Origin of the sequence: Eubacterium sp. AF22-8LB (assembly GCF_003458715.1) — a bacterium.
Lineage (GTDB): Bacteria > Bacillota_I > Bacilli_A > Erysipelotrichales > Erysipelotrichaceae > Holdemanella.
In genome coordinates this window covers 20,535-43,175 of sequence record NZ_QRVI01000020.1, presented here as the reverse complement: position 1 = coordinate 43,175, position 22,641 = coordinate 20,535, and the positions used below count along the sequence as shown (strand labels likewise).

Below are 22,641 nucleotides of genomic sequence, written 5' to 3'. Positions count from 1 at the left end.
GGTTATTAAAGGTTGAAAGAAAGGAGAAGTATATTGTAGATGACCGGTTAGATGGGTCATTTACAATATACCAGGGTGTATGAGTCAAGAAATGTATTTTTCACGAATGAAGGAATTATTGAATGAGGAATATGATGCGTATATCGATTCGTTATCCAAGCCTTTATATCGTGGTATGCGTGTAAATTTAAAAAAAGCAAAATTAACTGAATTTGATTATTTAGATTATCCAAGTAAATTTTGTAAGGAAAGCTACTATGTGGATAAGCCCTTGGGAAATCATCCAATGCATATTTGTGGCTGTTTCTATTTACAAGAGCCAAGTGCTTCGAGTGCTGTAGAAATCTTGGATGTGCAAGAGAATGATTATGTATTAGATTTATGTGCTGCACCAGGAGGTAAGAGTACGCAAATCGCCTCGCATTTAAAGAAGGGTTTTTTAGTATCTAATGAAATTGATGCGAAAAGAGCTCAGATTTTATTATCGAATATGGAGCGTATGGGTGTAAAAAATATGGCAGTTACCAATACAAGTGTGGATAAGCTTGCGAAAATATTTAATAACTGCTTTGATAAGATTTTAGTGGATGCACCTTGCAGCGGTGAGGGTATGATCAAGAAACATGATATTGCTCTCAATAATTGGAGTATCGAAAACATCGAGCTTTGTGCTTCTAGACAAAAAGAAATATTAGAGTATGCCTATTCCATGTTGAAACCGGGTGGAACTATTGTGTATTCAACTTGTACCTATGCTTTAGAGGAAGATGAAGATGTTGTTTTAGCCTTTTTAGAAAAGCATGCAGATATGGAGTTGTTAGATCCAAATGTGAGCTGGGGAAGAAAAGGTTTTAAGGGTTTAAATGTCCGTCGTATCTTTCCAATGGATGGAGGAGAAGGACATTTTATTGCGAAGTTGCAAAAGAAAGATGGATCCATTGGAAAACTTCCAGTACTAAAGCAAAAAAAATTGGATAAGGTAGCCGAAAAGTTTTTAAATGAACAATTAAATTCATTGCCAGCTTATTATTACATTGATAAAGAGCGTGTCTATGGTATGGATGTGCCTTTTGTGGATTTTAAAAAGGTAAAGGTTTTGCGTCAAGGCGTATATTTGGGAGATGTGGTTAAAAATCGTTTTGAACCGAGTCATTCGTTCTATATGGTTGCGGATTTTGACTATAAAAGAAAAGTAAATGTTACATTGGATGAAATGGATTGTTTCATGCATGGTGAAGTTCTTCAAAAGGAATGTGAAAAAGGTTATGTAGCTGTTTGTTATGAGGGACATCCGTTTGGCTTTGGCAAGAGTGATGGAAAACAAATCAAAAACAAGATTCCCAAAGGATTACGATTATTGCCAAACTCACATGTGAATAAAGATTAAAAATGCCAGGAGAAATTCTCCTGGCTCATTTTCTATAAATTAGTTGCGATTTCTTTAGCGATATTGTAGTAATCTTCTAGTTGATCATCACTTGGTGTGTAGCATTGGTTGATAACTTCATGACAAGATTCAATGCCAGATTGTTGCATTCTTTGATCGATTTCCTTGGCAACTTGATTAAACCATCCGTAAGCGGCGAAGGCCATTCCTTTTTTATTTTTGAATTTACATGGACGAATATGTTCTAGAAAGGCTGCAACACTTGGTGCCATGACATTGTTGTATGTACCAGATCCGATACAAACAACTTTAGCATCCATTATTTCACGCATAACAATGCTTGATTTTGTGTCAGATAATTTATAGACTTTCACATCCATTCCAGCATCACTAAATCCTTCGGCAAGACTTTCTGCGATTTGTTGCGTATGCTTCCACACGGATTCATATACGATAACAGCTTTGTTTTCTGCTTTTTGTGCCGCAATATCTTTATAGGTTTCAATAATATCGGCAATGTAGTCTTTCCAAATAATACCATGTGCAGGCATAATGTATTCAATATCTAAATTCATACCTAGAATTAGATTTAACTTAGCTTGAACTGGTGTTGTATATGGTAAAACAATATTCGCAAAGTATTCTTTTGCTTGTTTTAAACAATACGTTTTGTCTAATCCTTCATCTGTTAAGCCAAAGTTAACGATGTGTTGTCCAAAGGCATCGTTTGAGAATACTGTTTTTAGCTGTGGACAATATGTCAACATATTATCTGGCCAGTGGATCATCTGCATCTCCACAAAAACAAAATCGTATTTTCCGGTATTGATTGTGTCGTTTGTTTTGACAACTTGATAAGGAACTTGATCAAAATATTGTTCGATCATATTCTTCTTTCCAGAAATGGATGCATATACTTTGGCATTTGGATACTTGGCATAAACCTTTTTGAATCCACCTGAATGATCAGGTTCTGTATGCTGAACGATGATATTATCGATTTCACGTCCTTGAAGTACAGAGTCGACTCTTTCCAATAGTTCTTCTGTAAACTCTTCTTCGACTGTATCAAATAATGTGACTTCATCATCAACGACTAAATATGCATTGTATGTACAGCCTTCATCGATTGGGTATAAATCACCATGGAAGTGACGGTTATTTAAGTCTCTGACACCTACCCAGTAAACATTATCTATAATTTTTTTTGCTCTTTTCATTTTAACCACCTCATCTTCTATTTTAAAATTATTTTGTATGGATGTCTATTAAAATGCTTTTTATATTTTTTGAATAAAAATTATAAAAAGTCAACTAAAAAGTGCAATCGTTTTCTTTTTATTAGAGTATAATGATTTGTAGGAGGAATTGTCGATATGATTATTCAAAGTAAAAGAGTATGGGTTGTGAATACTTGGTTAGCAGCTCAGATTGAAACAGAGGAAGGAAAAATTGTTAATATCTATCCATATGGTGAAAAAGATGTAGACGAAGATTATGGAGATAAGAGAATTATTCCTGGATTTATTGATGTACACACTCATGGTGCTTATGGATTTGATACAAATGATGCAAAGGAAGAGGGTCTTCGTAATTGGATGAAGAACATTGTTAAAGAAGGTGTTACAGGTATTCTTCCAACAACAATTACACAATCTGAAGAAGTCTTGACAAACGCCGTAAAAAACGTTGCGAAGGTCGTTGAAGAAGGCTATGAAGGTGCTGAAATTTTAGGTATTCACTTTGAAGGTCCATATTTGGATCAAGTATATAAGGGAGCACAGCCAGAACAATATTGTGTTAAACCGGATGTTGAACAATTCAAACGTTATTTAGCAGCATCAAATAATTTAATTAAAATTGTAACCATGGCTTGCGAACATGATGATAATTTTGAATTAACAAAATTCTTACGTTCTCATGGAATTGTATGTAGTCAAGGTCACTCTGGTGCGACTTTTGAACAGGCTCGTTTAGCAATCGCAAATGGTGCAAACTCAATGACTCACGTATTTAATGGTATGACTAAATTCCATCACCGTGAACCAGGGTTGGTTGGTGCAGCTATGCGTTATAGAGATGTTTATGGAGAAATCATTTGTGATGGAAACCACTCAACTTATGAAGCATTAAATGACTACTTCACTGCAAAAGGACCAGACCATGCTATCATGATTACAGACTCATTAATGGTTAAGGGATTGCCTATTGGTACTAAAGTATTGTTTGGTGGAAATGAAATCGAATTGTATCCAGATGGAAGTGCACACTTAACAGACACAAAGGGTCTTGCAGGATCAACATTACACTGTAATGATGGTTTACGCATCTTAGTTGAAAAGGCTATGATTCCTTGGCAAACAGCTATCAATGCATGTACATTGAACCCAGCTCGTATGTTAAATGTGGATGATCGTAAGGGATCTATCCAAACAGGAAAAGATGCAGATTTAGTTGTGTTAAATGATGACTATTCTGTTGAAATGACTTACGTAAAAGGTAAAAAAGCATTCTAATATAAAGAGCACAGTTCAATGTGCTCTTCTTATTTTTTCATGCTGTATATCATTATCTAATTTTGAATCAGTGATAATGATGTCAAAATTATCAATGTTAGCTATTTTTGACATATATTTCTTGTTAAATTTTGTGTGGTCTACCATACAGATTTTTTTGTTTGAACAATCAAGAATGGATTTTTTTACAATGGCATCACTCATGCTGGGAATAGATGCACCAAAATCTAAATCTATGCCTAATACAGAGATGAAGGCTTTATCAATATAATAATTTTTAAAGAATTGAATTGTACTTTCGGACAAAGCGGCTTGTGTGACAGGATTGTAGGTACCAGGAGCCATAATGATTTTTGCTTTGGTGTTACGATCGACATACTGAAGAATCTTCCAAAAATTAGTGAATATTGTGATTTTTTTATGGTGAATTCGTTTAAAAAGTTCTAGGCAGGTTGTACCACAATCTAAATAGATGGAATCTCCATCTTGAATAAGTGTGCTTGCGTATATCGCAATGTCTTTTTTATCGGATTGAGATATACCTTCTTTAATTTCAAAAGATGGTTCCGTAGAAAAAGATTCGTTTAAAGTAGCTCCTCCATAGCTTTTTGTGGCAAGGCCTTGATTTTCTAATGAATCTAAATCTCTTCGTATTGTCATTAAGGAAACAGAATACATTTCGGCAAGTTCATTGACTTGTACGGTTTTTTCTTTTTTTAGTTTCTCATATATTTCATATCTTCGTTGTATTGTGTTCATATTTCTATTAAAGCACAAAAAAGAACATAAAGAAACATGTTTTATTGTGTTCTTTTATGATTATTTGTTTGATGTAAAAAGCATATTGAATCTATAATTATCTAGTGTTAAGATACAGATGAACTTAAGGAGGATCTATCATGGAATTAATTATTGATTCATCAAATATTGAACAAATCAAAGAACTAAACGAATTATTAACAATTACGGGTGTTACGACAAATCCTACAATCCTTACTAAATCGGGTCGTGAAGCTATGGATGTCATTAAGGATCTTTGTGAAGTTTTAAGTGAAAATCAGTTGTTGTTTATTCAAACAGTACAGACTTCTTTTGAAGGTATTATGGAAGAGGCTAAGATGGTATCTTCAATTCGTAATAAGAATATGTATGTAAAGATTCCGGTTACGCATGAAGGTTTAAAAGCAATCAAGGAATGCAAAAAACTTGGTATTCATACATTAGCTACTGCAATTTATACGGCAGACCAAGCATTCTTGGCAGCAATGAATGGTGCTGAATATTTGGCTCCTTATACAAATCGTATGTGCAATTATGGAGATGGTGTTCAGGATGTAAAGGACTTGATTGAAATGTTGAAAGTAAATAATATGCCTGCAAAAGTCATTGCGGCAAGCTTTAAAAATACATATCAAGTTCATGAATTAATTAAGGCTGGTATTCAAGCTGTAACCGTACCATGCGATGTTTTATATCAAATGATTGATCATCCAGGAACAAAAATTGCGGTTGGTGAATTCAGCGTCAACTGGCAAAGAGCTTATAATCGTAATACATTAGAAAAGTAGATGAGTCTACTTTTTTATTTTTAAAGAAATTAGCACTTATGTATTGACAGTGCTAAAAAGAGTGTTATACTATCATTAGCAATCATAAATAGTGAGTGCTAAGTACAAGGAGGTGCTTATTTATGAATATCGAACAAATGTCTGAGCGTTTGCAGAAAATTTTAATGGATGCCATTAATTTGGCTAAATCCAACCAACATCCTAGTGTGGATACGGTGGATATGTTAGAGACGATTTTTAAGGATGATGTATTGGATGGCTTGTTTGAGCGTATTGGCTTGGATAAAGCGCGTGCTTTACAGATGGTTCAACAAGAATCGAATCGTGTCGCAAAGAGCTCTACAAGTAATATAAATTTATCAAATGAGGTTCAAAAATCTTTTGAGGATGCACAAAACTGGGCTAGTCAGCATGATGAAACTTATCTTTCTGTTGCGAGTGTTTTCTTAGCTTTATTGTTTAATCGTTCTTATATTTCAAAAGAATTGGTAAGAACATTTAACTTGAATAAGGATGCTTGCTACAAAGCAGAATTAGAGCGTCGTAATGGAAAGAAATTTGATACACCAAATTCAGAAGAGAATGTGGAAGCTTTAAAAAAATATGGTCGTGATCTAGTTCAGGATGTTCGTGATGGAAAGATTGATCCGATTATTGGTCGTGACGATGAGATTCGTCGTGTTATGCAGATTTTATCTCGTAAGACAAAGAATAATCCTGTTTTGATTGGTGAGCCAGGTGTTGGTAAGACTGCCGTTGTAGAAGGTATTGCTTGGCGTATTATGAAGGGTGATGTGCCTGAATCTTTAAAAGAAAAACGATTGATTGAATTGGATATGGGTTCTTTGATTGCAGGTGCGAAGTATCGTGGTGAATTCGAAGAGCGTTTAAAATCGATTTTGGATGAAGTTAAAAAATCGGATGGACAAATTATTCTATTTATTGATGAAATTCATAACTTGGTAGGTGCTGGTAAAACCGAAGGTAGTATGGATGCGGCTAACTTGTTGAAGCCTATGTTGGCGCGTGGTGAGTTACATTGTATTGGTGCTACTACGTTTAATGAATATCGTAAGTATATTGAAAAGGATGCTGCATTGGAGCGTCGTTTCCAGAAGGTGCAGGTTGCACAGCCAAGTGTTGAGGATACTATTAGTATCTTACGTGGTTTAAAGGATCGTTTTGAAAGCTATCATGGAGTTCGTATTTTAGATGAAGCTTTAATTGCGGCTGCCACAATGTCGGATCGTTATATCACTGATCGTTTCTTGCCAGATAAGGCAATCGATTTGGTGGATGAGGCTTGTGCAACTTTAAAGGTTGAAATGGAAAGTATGCCTCAGGAATTGGATGAATTACAGCGAAAGATTTTACAACTTCAAATTGAAAAAACATCTCTACAAAAAGAAGAAGATAAAAGGGCTATTGAGCGTCGTGAAGAAATTGAAAGTGAATTAGCTTCTTTACAATCAAAACGTGATGAGATGCATTCTAAGTGGGAAGATGAAAAGCGTGGTTTGGCAAATGAAAAAGAAGACAAACAACGTTTGGAGAAGGCTCGTTTGGATTTAGAGCAGGCACGTAATGAAGCTCGTTACGAAGATGCAGCTAAATTGCAATATGGTACAATTCCTGAATTGGAGGCTCGTATTCAAAAAGAGCAGGCAAGTCAAAAAGACGACGCTTTGATTCAAGAAACAGTGAATGAAGAATTGATCGCAAAGATCGTTTCACGATGGACTGGTGTTGAGGTAACGCGTTTGGTAGCTTCTGAAAGAGAAAAGTTGTTGAACTTAAAAGAAGAGCTTGAAAAACGTGTTGTTGGACAAGAGGAGGCTCTTGAGCTTGTTACCGATGCAATCTTGCGTTCGAAAGCACAGATTCAGGATGAGAATCGTCCAATTGGATCCTTTATGTTCTTAGGTCCAACTGGTGTTGGTAAAACAGAGGTTGCCAAGGCTTTAGCGGAACAATTATTTGATGATGAAAGACACATTGTCCGTATTGATATGTCTGAATATATGGAAAAACACAGTGTGGCACGTTTAATTGGTGCGCCTCCTGGATATGTTGGATATGATGAAGGTGGTCAGTTAACCGAAGCTGTTCGTCGTAATCCATATAGTATTGTCTTATTTGATGAGATTGAAAAAGCACATCCAGATGTATTCAATGTTTTACTTCAAATTTTGGATGATGGTCGTATTACCGATTCAAAAGGTGTAACTGTTGATTTCAAGAATACAATTATTATTTTAACATCGAATTTAGGTAGTCAATATGCTTTCGAGTCAGGTGATATTCATGAGAAGTATATGGAAGAAGTTAAGCGTCATTTCAAGCCTGAATTCATCAACCGTATCGATGAAATTATCGTATTTAATGCGTTAGATGATGCTGCCTTTATTAAGATTGCTCATAAGTTTGTTGGCTTGTTACAAAACCGATTGGCTCAACGTGACATCACTTTAAATGTTAGTGATGAAGTATATAATCAGATTGCCAAAATGGGTGTTGATCCTGTCTATGGTGCACGTCCTATGAAGCGGTATATTCAAAGAAATCTAGAAACGCAGATTGCCAAGGAAATGATTAAGACAGGTGCAATGCAGGGTGACATTATCAATGTAGACTGCAAGAATGGTGAATATACATTTGATATTCAGGGAAGATAATTCAATTATCTTCCTTTCTTTTTGTGTTTAGGCGTATAATAGAGAGAGGAAGTGATAGTATGTCTTTAAAAGATTGGATTCAAGAAAGTAACAATATTGTATTTTTTGGAGGGGCTGGTGTATCGACAGAAAGTAATATACCGGATTTTCGTAGTGATAATGGATTGTACAAAAAGAAATATCCATATCCTGCAGAGGTTATGTTGTCGCATAGCTTTTATTTAAGCCATCCAAAGGAATTCTTTGAGTTTTATTTTAATCAAATGATTTATCCGGACGCAAAACCGAATAAAGCACATTTGGCTTTGGCAAAGCTAGAAGAGATGGGTAAGTTAAAAGCGATTGTAACACAGAATATTGATGGTTTGCATCAGCTTGCAGGATCGAAATGTGTATATGAATTACATGGAAGTGTTTTAAGAAATACATGTACACATTGTCAAGCAAAGTATTCTTTAGAGGATATGATGAAATATAGGGATAGTGATGGTATTCCTAGATGTCCAAAATGTGGGGCCATCATTAAACCAGATGTCGTATTGTATGAAGAAGGTTTAGATGAATATACTTTATATTCAGCTGCTCATGCGATTAAACAAGCCGATTTGTTGATTGTGGGAGGCACAAGCTTAGTTGTATATCCAGCGGCAGCTTTGATTGATTGTTTTAATGGGAAGCATTTGGTGTTGATTAATAAGGAAAGTACAAGTAAGGATTCAAGGGCAGATTTAGTTATTCATGATTCAATTGGTAAGGTTTTAGATGATTCACTATGTGAAGTTTATGTGAAATAAACATGAAACTTGAAATTTGACTACAAATAAACTAAAATTTTATCATGTCGAGATTTTCAGATAGATCTTTTATTAAGAATGCAATATATAACATAGATAGAACAATGCAGCTTGACCCAGCTGCACACTCCAAATGGGAGGTTTTTTGGTTATATCCACATATTAAAGCCATTGGAATTCATAGAATTGCACATTGGTTCTGGAAACGTAACCATACTTTCATTGCGCGTTGGTTAAGTAATCGAGCTAGACATTGGACAGGAATTGAAATACATCCAGGTGCTCAAATTGGTCGTGGATTGATGATCGATCATGGCATGGGTGTAGTCATTGGTGAAACGGCAATTATTGGAGATGATTGTCAACTTTATCATGGTGTGACTTTAGGTGGAACAGGTGCTCAGCATGTTAAAAGACATCCAACCTTAGAGGATGGTGTGTATATTGGCTGTGGGGCAAAGTGTTTAGGAAATATTACCTTAAAAAGGGGTTGTCGTATTGGTGCAAATGCGGTTGTATTAAAGGATGTACCAGAAAACGCTACGGCAGTAGGTATTCCAGCAAGGATTATAGAGAAGAAATAGGTGGTAGTATGTGGAAATATCGTTGTAAATCCCATTTGATCTCATTGATTGTAGCTTTTGCGGTGGGAGTAGGATTAAGTGTAATTGTATTTAGTAGTGGAATCGATATTAGTTCAGATATTTTTTCAAGCTCATTAAGCTCGCTTCCTGGTGCGGATACTCAAGCTATAGATCAAGTGTTAAAATATCTACAAAACAATATGTGGATTTTATATATGGGTGATGGACTTTTGATTTCAGGAATTATCAATGTGATCTACATTGGTCAATATTTAACAGTTCGCTTTAATATCAGTCCGTGGATCGTCATGTGTATCATCTTTTTCTTACCAGAATATATGATTTATATTGGTACGATTTTGGTGATTCCTGCTTTTATTGTTTGTATATATGGTATGTTAAGCTTACGCTCAAGTATTTCTAAGGAAAGAAGAGAATTTAATTTTTCAAGTGATGATGAACTGGTTCGTATGTATGAAATTCATCATAAATTAGATGAATCATATAAAGAATTAGCTAAATCTTGTCGTAAAAATGTTCGCAAATTGACAAGTATTTATGCGTTAGGAATTGTTGCCTTATTTGTGATTTTATTTGTTGTAAATAATATTATGCTTTTAGCTGTATTATTAATGTTCTATTTATTCGCGTTTAATTTAGTTCTACGCTATCGTGCTGTATCTTTGCTTCCAATCACAAAGCTATTGTATGATGATTGTAATCCGGAAGCTTGTGCAAGTGCCATTATTTATTACAGTACAAATAGAAAAGGTCATACACGTTTAACGCAGCATACATTATTAGCACAATGTTTAATTTATTTAAATGATCCAGAATTGGCACAGGATGTATTGATTAGTTACCCTAGAAAAGATGCGGCAAGTTCACTACAATATTGGTCATTAATGTCATATATCGATTACATGTTGAAGGACGAGGAAGCTTTAAATCGTTGTAAAGAAGAAGCTCAGAGTGTCCGCCTTAACTATGGTCGTGCTGGGGTGATGATTCAAAGTGAAGAAATGGCTTCTATCGAAAATAAGATTCATTTGATGGATGGTGATTTTAACACTTGTAAAAAATATTATTTGCAGGGGCTTCAAAGAGCGCGCTTTGCATTTCAGCAGGTTGATTCATGCTATTATATCGCATTGATTTCCTTTGTTGAAGAAGATTATAAATTGGCTCGTATGTACTTTGAGAAGGTCATTGAAATTGGAAATCGCATGTATTTTGTTGAAAAGGCAAAAAGTTATTTAGAGAAAATCGATGCGATCAATCCTGAAGCATCCAATGATGTAATAGAATATTAGTGGTGAAAGAGAAATAGATTTCACAAAAGCCTGTAATGTGGCCAAACATAAATGTAAACAGAAAGCTCAATCCAATGTTGATAAAGAACAGGGTTGAGTTTTTATTTAGTGCAATAGGAATATAAAGAAACCATTCTACGATAAAGGCGGCCACGAAAAGGATGGAAAGCCAGACGTGTAAATCTTTAAAAAGCGTAATATCGTTATATGGAATACTACATGAAAGAATCATGCCTAGACAAATAAGGGCATGATTTTTTTTGTTATAGGAGATATCATATTTTTCCCAAATCTTTTTTGAATAATAATAAAACCCTACGGCTGAACTACATGCCCATAAGAATAAATAGATAGGGTGGTGCAGCTGATTTCCAATGTAGGTTTGGTTGTCGTAAAACACATCGATCCATAAGAAGGGAAGAGCATTCAGCAGTGTTTGAATTAAATAAACGTGAATATAAGTTATAAATTTCATCATTGTTTCATTTTAGTCAAAAAAGTGTAAAAAATCAAAAAAATAATGCATATTTATTAGAAAAACCTCTTAAAAAAACGTTTAAGTATATGGAGGTGATGAGATGTCCGAATGGATTGAACAAGATTGTAGAGATGAGAACCACTTGTATATTCATCTTAAAGATCCTAGACTACTTGATTTATCCATTTTTGAAAGACTATCAAACGATGATTTTTGCCTGCCTTGTATGCTGACAAATGAAAAAACTGCATCCATGGTGTATGCCACAGAAGGCTATATTCCTTTAGATGATTTTCTTAGTCAATACGTTTTTGAGAAAGAAGAAGGATATGTTTTTTTACATCAGCTATTTGAACAAGCAATCGCATCCAATCGAAACAAGCCTGTTTTATTTGATCCAGATTACGTATTTGTGACTCCATATGGAGATAAGTTTGCATTTGTCGTGATTCCTATACAGGTTTCAAACTGGATGTTTCAAAAAGATATGTCTGAAAAATGGGTCGAGTATATCGCAAAAACAATGCAGACAACGACGGCCTTTGAAATACCGGGTTTTCTGTTGAAGTTTTTAAAGAGTGCTGAATTTAGTTTACCCAATCTTGTCTTAGGTTTAGATAATATAAGGACGATATATTATCCGAAAAAATTCTCACTTTTTAGAAATAAAAGGATGCAGACATTTAAAGTTAAAGAGCCTATACAAGCTTTTCATAAAGACAAGTCTGTTGAATCTGTTCAGGAAGAAAAGACACAGCTTTTACAAGTGCATGTAGCTTTTAAGGCTAGCTTAATTTGGAATAAAGAAGAGTATGCATTATGCAATGAAATCAATATTGTGGGACGTGCTATGGTATGCGATGTTCGTTTTCAGGATGCGAGTGTATCTTTAAAGCATGCCAAAATTGTTTGTGAAAATGAAAGATACTACATTCAGGATTTAAAAAGCACGAACAAAACCTATCTGAATGGAAAAGAGGTCAAGCGTAAGATGCGATTAAAGGATGGTATGCAAGTACAGTTTGGTGATATTGTCTGTGAATTTAAAGAATAGTACATATGAAATTTTAGAAGTTTATAATTCCAATGTATATCGCGTCATAGATACGCAAAGTACTTGTACTTATATTTTAAAAGTATGTCCAGAATATGAAACACAACGCTATAAACATCAGTTTAAAACAGAAATAGATGTACTTTCAAAATTAAATTCCTTTCATGCACCTCGGTTGATTACTTGTTTTGAAGATGAAACAACACAATATTTTGTAGAAACTTATATTCCAGGTACAAACGCAAGGGTTTGGAAACAAAGCTATAAGGGTTTTGTAAAGAAATATACTTTATTATGCGATATTTTAGATGTTTTAAATGCTCTACATAAAATTGGCTATCTTTATATTGATTTGAAGCTTGAAAATATCATAGTTTATCAAAAACATTTCTATTTGATTGATTTTAATGCATGTATAGAAAATCATGCACATGTTGCGGTGATGGCTTCACAATCGAATTGTGCACCTGAATTGTTGACACTTAATGAAAAGGATATTCGATGTGATATCTATGCATTGGGTTCACTTTTGAAAGAATTATTTGGTTTATCCATGTTTTTCATTATCTTCTTATGTCATCAAAGACAAGAAAGAAGAATCTCGAAAATATCGACTTTTAAATTTTTACTTATTCTACATATTTTAATACGAATTTTACTTGTCCTTTCAATATGTATTCTGTCTGTCTTCTTCTTCACAAAAGGTACAAGTACTACGTCAACGTTTGATGCATACTATAATCACCATAAAAGTGAATTGTTTGAAAAAGCGTATCAAGAATCCAATTCAGAGGATCGCTTATATACTTGGATTTCGAATGATTGGATTTTAGATGAGGTGTATACAAATGAACAAGCATCTTTATTTTTAATAAAGGAGGCATTCAAAACACAAGATGCGACAATAATTCGTTATATATATGACAGAGTGAACTTAAAATCATTTTCTGAGATACAGGCTTTTGCGTTGGTGTATTTAAAGTCCGACGCTAAAAGAATTGATCAATGCATAAAAGAAATTAATACGAGCTCATTATTATTGCAGGATAAATTGGAAATGATGAATCAATGTCTTCAGATTGCCTTACATGAGGAATTTAAGATTTCCTTGAATTTAGTCAATGACTTTATTGAAAATGTAAATGTCGAACAATTATTGAAGTATACAGATGCGTTTGAAAATCTAGGGTGTAATTACTTAGAATATTTACTTTTATTAAAAAATAAGGAGAGTGAGATTATGGAAGTTCCAGAAATATTTATTGATAACCTTAAAGGCAAGCGTTGGAATGATTTATATGCATTTTGGAGGAGCTTATGATGTGGATGCAAGATGTAGAGTATACAGATTTTATTTATTGGCAGGAAACGGAAACATTTATCAATGGAGTGGCCTCTACATCGGGTAGTGTTGAATTGTTTTTTCATGAAAAAGTAGATCGCGATTCTAGTTTAGTTATCTATGATGGAAAAGAAGTTGATTTAACTCAGGAACATACATTTATTGATATACAAAAGGAGGGAATCACCCAACTGGTTTATATATTAAAAGATGTAGATGGTTATGCCTTGCAGGAAGGAGAAAAGACAATTCTTTTAGATACGACAATGCCGGATATTATTCTTAAGGTGAAGAATCAAACGCTTTTGGATACATTGCCTTTAGAAAAGGATGAAATTGTACATGCACAAATCTTAGAAGAAAACATGGAAGAAATACATGTATATGTAGATGACAAAGAAGTAGAGGTTGAAGGATTAGAATTTGATGTAAATGTTCATAAAGAAAATAGGGAATTAAAAATAATCTGTAAGGATATTGCGGGGAATGAAGTTGAAAGAAGGATGGCAATACTACCTATTGTATATCCTGAATCTACCCTTCACAAAACTATTTATACCAAGGACAATCACTTTGAGTTGAAACTTAATTCAATGTGTACGCAGCCATATCGTCTGCACGTTTATTGTGATTCAAAATATTACTATTCTTTAGATCTTGAAAATACAGATCACGCATTACTTGATTTATCAAAGAATGGTCAATATACCTTTGTGGTGGAGCATAAGGAATATCCGCAATTTAAAAAGAAATTGGATGGAATAGTCTTTTATTCCAATATTAAGCCTGTTATTTCCTTACAGACCTCTACACAGCTCAGCAATAAAGATGTTGCCGTCAACGTAACAATGGGCGCTCCTTATATGGAGAGTGGCTATATTGAAATTGAATTAAATGGTGAAACACGTCGTTACCCAATTAGTCAAACCTTTATTTTATCTGCCATGGATAATCAGGATTTGATTTACAACGTTCATGCCTATGTAAAGGACGCTTTCGGACATGAAGCAAGGGATGAGGTACGTGTTCGTATTGATCGAAAGGCACCTGTTTCAAATTTATATATAGATAATGAACCTGTACAGAATCGTATGGAAATTAAAAAAATTCCAAATATAAATTATGTATTGGGTGATTTGGATGCATCAATGCGAGTTGAATACTATTTAAATGATGAACGTATGAATATGGATGTCGAAAAAATCTTTAATCGTATGAAGAAAGACGATGTATTAAAGGTAATCACATTCACAACGGATGCATTATTCAATCTTGAAAAAAAGCAGTATGAATTTGTGTTTGTTCCAGAAAAAGAAGTGGAAATGGTTTCTAAAAGTGAACAAAAAATGGAAACCGATGAAATTGTAGAATTTGAACGAATCTGGATTGTAAATGATCATAACGAGGTTGTTCTAAAGGAAAACAAACAAAGGGTTCAAAAAGCTTCTAAGCCGGTGATTCACTATACTCGTAAAAAGAATAAGGTGCAGATTTGGGTAAAGGAAAAGCTAGATTATGTATTAGTGAATGGAAAGAAGGTACATATTGATAAGGATGTGATGGGACATGACTTTGTCGAAATATCTTTGAAGAAGCGTAAGACAAAAATTGAAGTAAAGGCTATAAACAATGTCAATGAGTCAGCCATTCTAAAGAAAGAAGAAGTGCGAAATAGAATTGTGAGAATGAGCTTTGTACAAAAATTCTGGATGAAAATTCGATGCTTATTTAAATTATGATCAAGCTTTGGATATACACACAGAATCATTGTGAATGGCAAGATGTTGATGCGTTGAGCTCTTATCACGATTTTAATTTTGAACAGTACAAATATGGTTTATGTATTTTCAATTCACATAGTAAAAAATATTTGAGAGGGAATGAATCCTGTGTTATCAATGACACTTTATTTTATTTAGAAGAAAAAGAAAGTATATTATGTCATTTTCCAATACAGGGAAATATCACAGTCGGAAGAAGTCCTTCGTGTGATATTCAATTGTGCGCAAAGGGTGTATCACGATATCATTTTATGATTGAAAATGGGGTTTTAAAGGATTTTGAAAGCTTAAATGGAACCTATGTAAATTCAAAGAAGGTATCTAGCTACAAGCTTTCTGTTCAGGATGAAATTGTTTTTGCGAATATTCGTATGTTGTATTTTGAAACGTATATTGTACTGGATATGGTGGATAATCCATATGATACGATGCATATTCATAGGGATGAAACTACATATTTTGCGACAAATCTTAGGCTAGAAATGCCAAACATAAAAAGATACGATGTGCAGATGCCGCAGATTATGCATATGCCTGTAAAACAAAGCCTTTTTAGTGCAGTAGGACCCTCCTTTATGATTGCAGGATCCGGATTTATATCTTCTTTATTGATTGGCTATTTTCAAAAGCAGACGCTACAAACAATATGTACGAGTTTGATTAGCTCTATCACAATGTCTTTAGCTTTTATGGTTTATGGCTTATACAATCGTAACTATCAATATAAGCTTGCGTTAAAAGAGAATCAGAAAAGCTTAGCAATGTATGATACATATTTGGCTGAGATATCTTTGAAAGGACGTAAGGAAAAAATTGAATTAGAAAAAGAAGTACAGGAATATTTGTATAAGTATATAAATACGTATAAACATGAAACGAAGGATTCTGTGTATGTAGGGTGTATAGAGGCAAACTGGTGTGAAGTTAGTTTTCGGGAAGTGAACTATGAATATGTATTTAATGATTTGGTTCAAAAAAGAAATCAATTGATTCAAACGTTGAAACAGCCTATTTTATGGCCTGTTTTCCTCAAACAAAATCAAGTTTGCTGGATAGAAGGAAATGTGAAAGATAGTATTACGTTATTTGAAAATTATCTTTGGTATTCAAAAAGCCGTCGTAAATGGGTATGGCCACAGGAATTTGAGCATATGGAGGAAATCTTTCTAAACCCTTTTTGTGCGATTCATGAAAAAACAGATAAGGATACAATTGTTGTGAGTTTTGATCCTAAAAGTATGCAAGATGCATATTATTGTTTGATTTACGTTGGAAAAGACGAACCATCCTTTCATTATGACTATCATATTCAAACAATGTATGCACATGAATTAAGCATGAAAAGAAAACGATATCTGTTGATGCCAGAGGTTACAGATTTTTATGAACAACTGATTAAAGAGGGTGTTTGTCGTACAGATCAATATGTAATGAATATTCCAGTGGGTATGGATGAAAAGAAACAAATTGTATATATGGATTTTCAAAACTATGGACCGCATGGCTTAGTGGCAGGTATGACAGGTTTTGGAAAAAGCGAATTTATTAGCTTTCTTTTAATGATGCTGATATGGCATAACACACCAAATCAATTTCAATATATTCTAATTGATTTTAAAGGGGGAGCTTTTGGACAGCCATTCTATGAGTTTGCCCATTGTGCTGGTATTGTGACAAATCTTGATAGCCAATCGATGGAACGTTTTTTTCAAAGCATGAATTATGAGCTGGAGAAAAGGCAAAGATTGTTTTTAAAGGAGAAGGTATCCGATATTTATGACTATAACAAGGTCAAATCACTTTCTCATTTATGGATTTTTGTGGATGAGTTTGCACAGTTAAAAATGCGTTATCCACAATTTATGTCACAGCTGCAGGAAATTGCACGAATTGGAAGATCTTTAGGAATCCATTTAGTTCTTTCGACACAAAAACCGAATGGAATCGTTGATGACCAAGTTTGGGCAAATACGACATGGAAGGCCTGTTTTCATGTGAGCAGTGTGCAGGATAGTCGAGAAATTCTTCAGAATGAAATGGCATATCATTTAAAAAATCCAGGAGATATGATTTTGCAGACCAAAAATGAGTATCAAGCTTGTCGAAGCTTTTACTTACAAAAAAGTACATCTGAAAAATCATGGCGAGAAATCAACTTCAAAAAAGAAATATTGAAGTCGAACAGGCATTTGGGTATACGGGTGATGGATGTTTTGAAAGAACAAATTTGTGCATTGCATGAAACAAGAGAATGGGTGATTTTACCAAAAGAAATGCCTAAGGATGTTTGGGGAATCTTAGATCTTCCTTTTATTCAAAGTCAGAAGGAAATAGTATTTGAACCTATTCAATTAATTTATTCAAAGAAGGAGGATGTTGTATGTAGTTTGATATCTTATTTTGAAAATGAACCAATTTATGTATATGGAACTGATAAATGGGATGCGTTTGTGAATGCTAGTTTTTTAAAACCTAGATATTTCAGTCAGATTGAGAAAGGGATTTGTTTGATTTTTGAGGATGAAAATCTAGATCTTTCATTATTGAATGAAAACGTGATGGCATTTGTCTTCACAAACAATGAAAATACAAATCTAAAGTGGATTCATAAAAAGTATGCATTTGATGTTGATAGCTTAGATGAAAAACGAATATTTTTTGACACTTTTCATCTTCCTTCTTTCATAAATTTAACATTAGATGACAATACGTATGTAGAGTGTATGTATCGAAAAGAAAAAGTGAAGAATTTAAAGAGAAGAAAACATGGAAATCTCACTTTTGTTTTAGAAAAAAATTGTATAGGTTTTGATTGTCGAAGGGATATGCCAGTTTATTTTGATGAAAATAAGAAATTATTTGTTCTTTATATGGAATATGAGGATGTTATTAAAAGCTTAGAAGATCGATTTCAATATTTAAAAAGGAGTTCAGACTGGCAAACAAAGAGTGATGTCTATTTTATTCGGGTTGATATAAAGTTATTAAATCAAGATGCATTTCAAAAGACACTCTATGCGTCACAAATCTTATGGGTTGGCTATGGCCTGAAGGAATATGGATATATGCTGAAGCGAAAGCTTCCCTATGAGAGCTTTAAGATGGTCTTTTTTAAAGATCAAAATGAAGGAGTGGGTATCTGTGAATGAGGTTGGTATATATCTTTCTTTAACAAAGACAAAGATGGTTTATGTTTCTTTGTCGTATGTAGTACAAGAATTTTTTGATGAGTTTTTAGACTATAAAGTGCGATATGTGTTTAACTATAGCGCAAAGTGCTTTATAGATTTGGATTTAACATTTAAACAAAATCATATCGCACATAGCGATATCTTAATTTATGGGAGGTAATTATGAAAATTTCAGTGGATTATTCAGAGGTCTATCAAGCAAGTGTGTATGTAAAAAATAAAGCGGAGGACTATAATGATTTGATTTTAAACTTATATAAAAAGGTTGAGCAGATGCAAAGCATTTGGCAGGGAGTGGATCATTTGGCTTTTCAGAATCAATTAGAAGAGTTTCGTCCTGCTTTAAATGAAATGTTTCAAATTATTTTAGAATACAGTAATGTTTTAAAACAAACGGCTTCTGTGTATGAACAGCTTCAACAGGATCGTGTAGCACAAGCCAAATTATTGTTGTAGGAGGAAATTGTATGGCACAAATTCAAATATCAAGTGAAGATGTAATGGCATATTCAAAGCAGGTAGATGCGTATGCGAATGAAATTCGTACAGTCTTTAATGAAATCGAATCTAGAATGTATTATGTTGAATCAATATGGCAATCACCTGCATCAAAGCATTTTATGGAAGAATTTCAAACGTTAAATCCGGCGATGATGTCGTATTTAGATACACTGGCTCGTTTTTCTACCTATCTACATCAAACCGCAAATCTATATCAGGAAAACGAACAATGCTTAATGTCTCATGAATAAGGTGTATTTTTATAATTCGTTAATGAATGATTTGAATGTACTTTTGAATCGTACGAAAAGTGTTGTCTCAAATGAAGAATTTGTCTATGTAAATCAAAAAGTGAATCGAATCCTATATTTGATTCAGATTCAAATACAGGAAATACAGGCTTGTGAAAGCAGATAGTGTAGCTTGTAAAACCTTGAGCAATGAATATAAGGCATTGGCTTCACGAAGTTTAACCTTTAATATTCCTACATTGAATGATAGGCAATACCGCATCTCAAAAGAAATTATGGATATCGCAAACTATCTAACTAAGAGTGCGACTTTAATTGAGTCTACAGAAAATAAGCAGGTGCAACTACAACCTGGAAAAAAGCATTTTACAAAGTATGCGAATTTAAATTTAATTTCACAGCTCACAAAACAGAGTCGTTATTCTTATGCATCAATAGGCTACAAGGCTTCGTTTAAGGAATGGAATAAGAATTTTAATAAGAAGTATTTTAATGTAGGTGTCAACGCAACAATATTGGATGGGAATTTTAAATCGAGTATCAGTGCAAGAATATGGAAAAAGAAGAAGTTTGATCCTCGTGTTGTGTTGAGCTCAGAAGCAAGTCTTGCCTTATTATCTTCTACCGTCAATGCACGTGTTGGCAATGCGAAGATATATGCGAGTGCTAGAGCTACAGGGCAGGTCGGTGTGGCATATGCGACATGTAAAGCTGTTTTATCAAAAAAGGAACAGTCTTTTGAAGCGGGTGTAGGTGTGGCTGCTTTAAAAGGTGAGACGCGCTGTGTATTCAGTGTGATGGGAGCAAAGGTGACCTTAACAGCTCAAGGAAGTATTGGTAGTGCAGAGGCAAATCTTTCGTATCGATTTTCAAGTCGGGAATGGGAAATCGGTTCAAAGCTTGGCTTTATTGCGGGGCTGGGCTTTAAAATCAATGTTAGTTATTAAAAGGAGTATGAATGAAGGATTTATTACCTATAGGAAGTGTTGTCACTTTAAAAGAGGGAACGAAGAAATTAATGATTATCGGGCGTCTTCAACAAAATGTAAATACGCAGAAAATATATGATTATGCAGGATGTCTATGGCCGGAGGGGTATATGGACAAGGATCGATGTTATGTATTTGATCATGAGAATATAGATTGTTTGTTCTATATTGGTTTACAGGATATTGAAGAGTTTAATTTTCGTTTTGAATTGGATGAAATGATGAAAAAAATAGGCCATTAGACTTTTGTCTAATGGCTTTTACTTAGTCGTCTGATTTTGCAAGATCGGGTCTTGAAACTAAATATTCAGGATTGTTTGTCTTTAAATTATTGAATACATCTTGGTCATGTACTTCAAAATTGTATTTCTTTAAATAATAAACAAGGCATGCTTTTGTGATATCATCATCACTGCTTAATGAAGTATACACTTCATCTTTAATATCTTTGTATGTATTGGATACTAATACGGCAACATAAGCATAGGTATTTCCGCTACTTTCATTTGTAAAGACTTCGTCAATAACACCAGCTTTTTTTGTCTTTGCCAATTTGTTGATCAAACGAGTTGATACATCTGTTGTCTTTGTTGTTACCAATGTTTCTTTTCCAGAATATTTTGCAGAATCAACCATATATTGTTGAGCTACTTCTTCTGGATCTGTCCCACTCTTTAAAGCTTTCAATGCTTTTTTAGCTGTTGCTTTATTTTCACATTGAATGATGCGAGCTTTACTTGGCTTATATGTTTTTTGGATGTCTTTTTTGGCATCGGTAAAATATTTTTCAGTTAATTCACTTGCTTGAAGACTTGGAATAAGAACCTTGTTCATATAGGCTTCTGTACTGTTATAGCCTAAAGATTTGATTTGGTCTTCAAAACCAGTCATATTTTCTTTATAGTTGTCGATTTGTTCTTGGGCTTTTTTCTTCATAGCCTTTGTCACTTTGACCTCTTTTTTATAGATTGACTGTTTTACAAGTTCCATAGTTAAATCTGTACCTGTTGAAATTTTCAATAGATCATATTCATCGCCTTTAGTGTATGTTGTATCACCAATAGTCATGATGGCTTTATCTTTATCAGAAATAGATGCAGTTGCACCAGAGCATCCAGTTAACATCATGGCAGCGCATACCAATAGTATAGGTGTCTTTTTCATTATTGATCACCTCCGAAAGTAGATTTTACGTAGCTATCAAATTTTTTCTTTGTGCTCTTATCGTTAAATTTGATATCTAATTTTTTAGCATAAGATTCAAGAATTGTGTTCGCTAATTTAGAATCACTGTTTAAAACTGCATATAATGCTTGGTTGGAAACGGTATCGCTTTTCGCATTGAAGATTTTCTTTGAATCTGTTTGGTTTACGTATACCTTATATAAACTTGTGCCGCTTGAACTTGTTACTGTGATCCAGTCACTTGTTTCACCTTTCTTTAGTGAAATAGCTGCTGTAACAACATCAGCAGGAACTGTTGAGCTAGAAGAACCTGAAGAGTTTGAAGAACTTGAAGAGCTTGCTGAATCTGAATCAATGTATCCGGCAAAGCCTTTTTTATTTGCAGTATTTGAATCTTCGGAGAATGCTTTGGCAACATCTGCAAAGCTTTCCTTAGCTAAAGCCTTGTCAATATTGTTTTTCTTTTTTGATTCAGTTTCAGATAAATTATCGGCATCTGAAACATCCATTTTAATAATAGAAACTGTTCTTGGGCTTTTTGCTTCCCATGCTGCCTTTAAATCATCAAAATGTTTTGTGATATAACGCTTGTTCATTTCTTTTTCTTTAGTACTTGTTAAACAATATTTGTTTAAATCCTCAAATGAAGAATAACCATATTTGGCAAGTTCAGAAGTAAGTGTGGATTCATAATCATCACTTTGGCTAGATGCATTTTGTTTAATTGTAGATTCTAATGTATTAGCCTGTTTTTTTAAATCTTTTGTGGTTTCGATAGATTGATCGATAACGGCATTTTTGTACATGTTATAGATTGTTGATCCATCATATGGTGTGGATTCATCATATAAATCTTTTGCGGTAATGTCATCTCCATCAATAGATGCTACAACTTGTTCATTATTTGAAGTTTTAGCGGAAACATTATCTTTATTCGTATCATAAATGAAATATCCAATAAATCCGATAATGATAACGGCGATTAAGACGACAAACCAGTTATTTCGTAAAAAATCAGACATAATTTACCTC

20 protein-coding genes are annotated in these 22,641 nt (G+C 33.9%); 16 read left to right on the top strand and 4 right to left on the bottom strand.

Features of this window, described 5'->3' with window-relative positions:
• Nucleotides 1-91: 91 nt before the first annotated feature.
• On the top strand, nucleotides 92-1,387 hold the full coding sequence (locus DWY01_RS08365) for an RsmB/NOP family class I SAM-dependent RNA methyltransferase (protein ID WP_243001994.1): 1,296 nt from the start codon (nucleotides 92-94) through the stop codon (nucleotides 1,385-1,387).
• A gap of 32 nt (nucleotides 1,388-1,419) precedes the next feature.
• Here DWY01_RS08365 and DWY01_RS08360 read toward each other — a convergent pair whose 3' ends face one another.
• A complete protein-coding gene (locus DWY01_RS08360; protein ID WP_117995689.1) occupies nucleotides 1,420-2,607 on the bottom strand; it encodes an FprA family A-type flavoprotein in 1,188 nt (395 codons plus the stop codon).
• A gap of 156 nt (nucleotides 2,608-2,763) precedes the next feature.
• On the opposite strand from DWY01_RS08360, the gene nagA reads away from it, so the two are divergent.
• Nucleotides 2,764-3,903, top strand: coding sequence for an N-acetylglucosamine-6-phosphate deacetylase (nagA, locus tag DWY01_RS08355; RefSeq protein ID WP_117995688.1), 1,140 nt, complete (start codon nucleotides 2,764-2,766; stop codon nucleotides 3,901-3,903).
• Nucleotides 3,904-3,918: 15 nt separating this feature from the next.
• On the opposite strand, the gene DWY01_RS08350 is transcribed toward nagA, so the two are convergent.
• Nucleotides 3,919-4,662, bottom strand: a complete 744-nt coding sequence (locus DWY01_RS08350; protein ID WP_117995687.1) for a DeoR/GlpR family DNA-binding transcription regulator — start codon at nucleotides 4,660-4,662, stop codon at nucleotides 3,919-3,921.
• Nucleotides 4,663-4,802: 140 nt separating this feature from the next.
• Here DWY01_RS08350 and DWY01_RS08345 point away from each other — a divergent pair, with 140 nt between their 5' ends.
• The 14 genes from DWY01_RS08345 to DWY01_RS08280 all read left to right on the top strand — a co-directional run bounded on the left by DWY01_RS08345 (nucleotide 4,803) and on the right by DWY01_RS08280 (nucleotide 20,666).
• The gene (locus tag DWY01_RS08345) at nucleotides 4,803-5,471 is read left to right on the top strand and encodes a transaldolase family protein (RefSeq protein WP_117995686.1); all 669 of its coding nucleotides are present in this window, start codon (nucleotides 4,803-4,805) and stop codon (nucleotides 5,469-5,471) included.
• Nucleotides 5,472-5,593: 122 nt separating this feature from the next.
• Entirely contained in the window at nucleotides 5,594-8,146 is a 2,553-nt protein-coding gene (locus DWY01_RS08340; protein ID WP_117995685.1) for an ATP-dependent Clp protease ATP-binding subunit, read from the top strand.
• Between the two features lie 59 nt (nucleotides 8,147-8,205).
• Complete coding sequence (locus DWY01_RS08335) at nucleotides 8,206-8,940, top strand: NAD-dependent protein deacylase (RefSeq protein ID WP_117995684.1); 735 nt, start codon at nucleotides 8,206-8,208, stop codon at nucleotides 8,938-8,940.
• Nucleotides 8,941-8,984: 44 nt separating this feature from the next.
• Entirely contained in the window at nucleotides 8,985-9,524 is a 540-nt protein-coding gene (gene epsC / locus DWY01_RS08330; protein ID WP_117995683.1) for a serine O-acetyltransferase EpsC, read from the top strand.
• A gap of 8 nt (nucleotides 9,525-9,532) precedes the next feature.
• Entirely contained in the window at nucleotides 9,533-10,837 is a 1,305-nt protein-coding gene (locus DWY01_RS08325; protein ID WP_117995682.1) for a hypothetical protein, read from the top strand.
• 578 nt (nucleotides 10,838-11,415) lie between these two features.
• On the top strand, nucleotides 11,416-12,369 hold the full coding sequence (locus DWY01_RS08320) for an FHA domain-containing protein (RefSeq protein WP_117995681.1): 954 nt from the start codon (nucleotides 11,416-11,418) through the stop codon (nucleotides 12,367-12,369).
• On the top strand, nucleotides 12,353-13,690 hold the full coding sequence (locus DWY01_RS08315) for a phosphotransferase (protein WP_158553688.1): 1,338 nt from the start codon (nucleotides 12,353-12,355) through the stop codon (nucleotides 13,688-13,690). Before DWY01_RS08320 ends, DWY01_RS08315 begins: the two co-directional genes overlap by 17 nt.
• On the top strand, nucleotides 13,687-15,450 hold the full coding sequence (locus DWY01_RS08310; protein WP_147332180.1) for a hypothetical protein: 1,764 nt from the start codon (nucleotides 13,687-13,689) through the stop codon (nucleotides 15,448-15,450). The genes DWY01_RS08315 and DWY01_RS08310 overlap by 4 nt, the downstream gene beginning before the upstream one ends.
• Nucleotides 15,447-18,641: an FHA domain-containing protein gene (locus tag DWY01_RS08305; protein WP_117995678.1), complete on the top strand. Its 3,195-nt coding sequence runs from the start codon at nucleotides 15,447-15,449 to the stop codon at nucleotides 18,639-18,641. The genes DWY01_RS08310 and DWY01_RS08305 overlap by 4 nt, the downstream gene beginning before the upstream one ends.
• 204 nt (nucleotides 18,642-18,845) lie before the next feature.
• Nucleotides 18,846-19,139: a WXG100 family type VII secretion target gene (locus DWY01_RS08295; protein WP_117995676.1), complete on the top strand. Its 294-nt coding sequence runs from the start codon at nucleotides 18,846-18,848 to the stop codon at nucleotides 19,137-19,139.
• Nucleotides 19,140-19,150: 11 nt separating this feature from the next.
• Nucleotides 19,151-19,435: a WXG100 family type VII secretion target gene (locus DWY01_RS08290; protein WP_117995675.1), complete on the top strand. Its 285-nt coding sequence runs from the start codon at nucleotides 19,151-19,153 to the stop codon at nucleotides 19,433-19,435.
• A gap of 43 nt (nucleotides 19,436-19,478) precedes the next feature.
• Nucleotides 19,479-19,601 (top strand): hypothetical protein, encoded by a 123-nt coding sequence (locus tag DWY01_RS11900; RefSeq protein ID WP_256372088.1) that lies wholly within the window; start codon nucleotides 19,479-19,481, stop codon nucleotides 19,599-19,601.
• A complete protein-coding gene (locus DWY01_RS08285; protein WP_117995674.1) occupies nucleotides 19,588-20,382 on the top strand; it encodes a hypothetical protein in 795 nt (264 codons plus the stop codon). The genes DWY01_RS11900 and DWY01_RS08285 overlap by 14 nt, the downstream gene beginning before the upstream one ends.
• A gap of 11 nt (nucleotides 20,383-20,393) precedes the next feature.
• On the top strand, nucleotides 20,394-20,666 hold the full coding sequence (locus tag DWY01_RS08280; protein ID WP_117995673.1) for a DUF4176 domain-containing protein: 273 nt from the start codon (nucleotides 20,394-20,396) through the stop codon (nucleotides 20,664-20,666).
• Between the two features lie 22 nt (nucleotides 20,667-20,688).
• Here the strand turns inward: DWY01_RS08280 and DWY01_RS08275 are convergent, their stop codons facing one another.
• Together DWY01_RS08275 and DWY01_RS08270 are read right to left on the bottom strand one after the other, a co-directional pair.
• Complete coding sequence (locus tag DWY01_RS08275; protein ID WP_117995672.1) at nucleotides 20,689-21,588, bottom strand: hypothetical protein; 900 nt, start codon at nucleotides 21,586-21,588, stop codon at nucleotides 20,689-20,691.
• Complete coding sequence (locus DWY01_RS08270; protein WP_117995671.1) at nucleotides 21,588-22,631, bottom strand: peptidylprolyl isomerase; 1,044 nt, start codon at nucleotides 22,629-22,631, stop codon at nucleotides 21,588-21,590. Before DWY01_RS08270 ends, DWY01_RS08275 begins: the two co-directional genes overlap by 1 nt.
• Nucleotides 22,632-22,641 lie beyond the last annotated feature (10 nt).

Excerpts from the sequence above, each read along its gene's own strand:
- DWY01_RS08365 (WP_243001994.1), top strand. The coding sequence starts at position 92 with ATGTATTTTTCACGAATGAAGGAATTATTGAATGAGGAATATGATGCG.
- DWY01_RS08360 (WP_117995689.1), bottom strand. The coding sequence starts at position 2,607 with ATGAAAAGAGCAAAAAAAATTATAGATAATGTTTACTGGGTAGGTGTC.
- nagA (WP_117995688.1), top strand. The coding sequence starts at position 2,764 with ATGATTATTCAAAGTAAAAGAGTATGGGTTGTGAATACTTGGTTAGCA.
- DWY01_RS08350 (WP_117995687.1), bottom strand. The coding sequence starts at position 4,662 with ATGAACACAATACAACGAAGATATGAAATATATGAGAAACTAAAAAAA.
- DWY01_RS08345 (WP_117995686.1), top strand. The coding sequence starts at position 4,803 with ATGGAATTAATTATTGATTCATCAAATATTGAACAAATCAAAGAACTA.
- DWY01_RS08340 (WP_117995685.1), top strand. The coding sequence starts at position 5,594 with ATGAATATCGAACAAATGTCTGAGCGTTTGCAGAAAATTTTAATGGAT.
- DWY01_RS08335 (WP_117995684.1), top strand. The coding sequence starts at position 8,206 with ATGTCTTTAAAAGATTGGATTCAAGAAAGTAACAATATTGTATTTTTT.
- epsC (WP_117995683.1), top strand. The coding sequence starts at position 8,985 with ATGTCGAGATTTTCAGATAGATCTTTTATTAAGAATGCAATATATAAC.
- DWY01_RS08325 (WP_117995682.1), top strand. The coding sequence starts at position 9,533 with ATGTGGAAATATCGTTGTAAATCCCATTTGATCTCATTGATTGTAGCT.
- DWY01_RS08320 (WP_117995681.1), top strand. The coding sequence starts at position 11,416 with ATGTCCGAATGGATTGAACAAGATTGTAGAGATGAGAACCACTTGTAT.
- DWY01_RS08310 (WP_147332180.1), top strand. The coding sequence starts at position 13,687 with ATGATGTGGATGCAAGATGTAGAGTATACAGATTTTATTTATTGGCAG.
- DWY01_RS08305 (WP_117995678.1), top strand. The coding sequence starts at position 15,447 with ATGATCAAGCTTTGGATATACACACAGAATCATTGTGAATGGCAAGAT.
- DWY01_RS08295 (WP_117995676.1), top strand. The coding sequence starts at position 18,846 with ATGAAAATTTCAGTGGATTATTCAGAGGTCTATCAAGCAAGTGTGTAT.
- DWY01_RS08290 (WP_117995675.1), top strand. The coding sequence starts at position 19,151 with ATGGCACAAATTCAAATATCAAGTGAAGATGTAATGGCATATTCAAAG.
- DWY01_RS08280 (WP_117995673.1), top strand. The coding sequence starts at position 20,394 with ATGAAGGATTTATTACCTATAGGAAGTGTTGTCACTTTAAAAGAGGGA.
- DWY01_RS08275 (WP_117995672.1), bottom strand. The coding sequence starts at position 21,588 with ATGAAAAAGACACCTATACTATTGGTATGCGCTGCCATGATGTTAACT.
- DWY01_RS08270 (WP_117995671.1), bottom strand. The coding sequence starts at position 22,631 with ATGTCTGATTTTTTACGAAATAACTGGTTTGTCGTCTTAATCGCCGTT.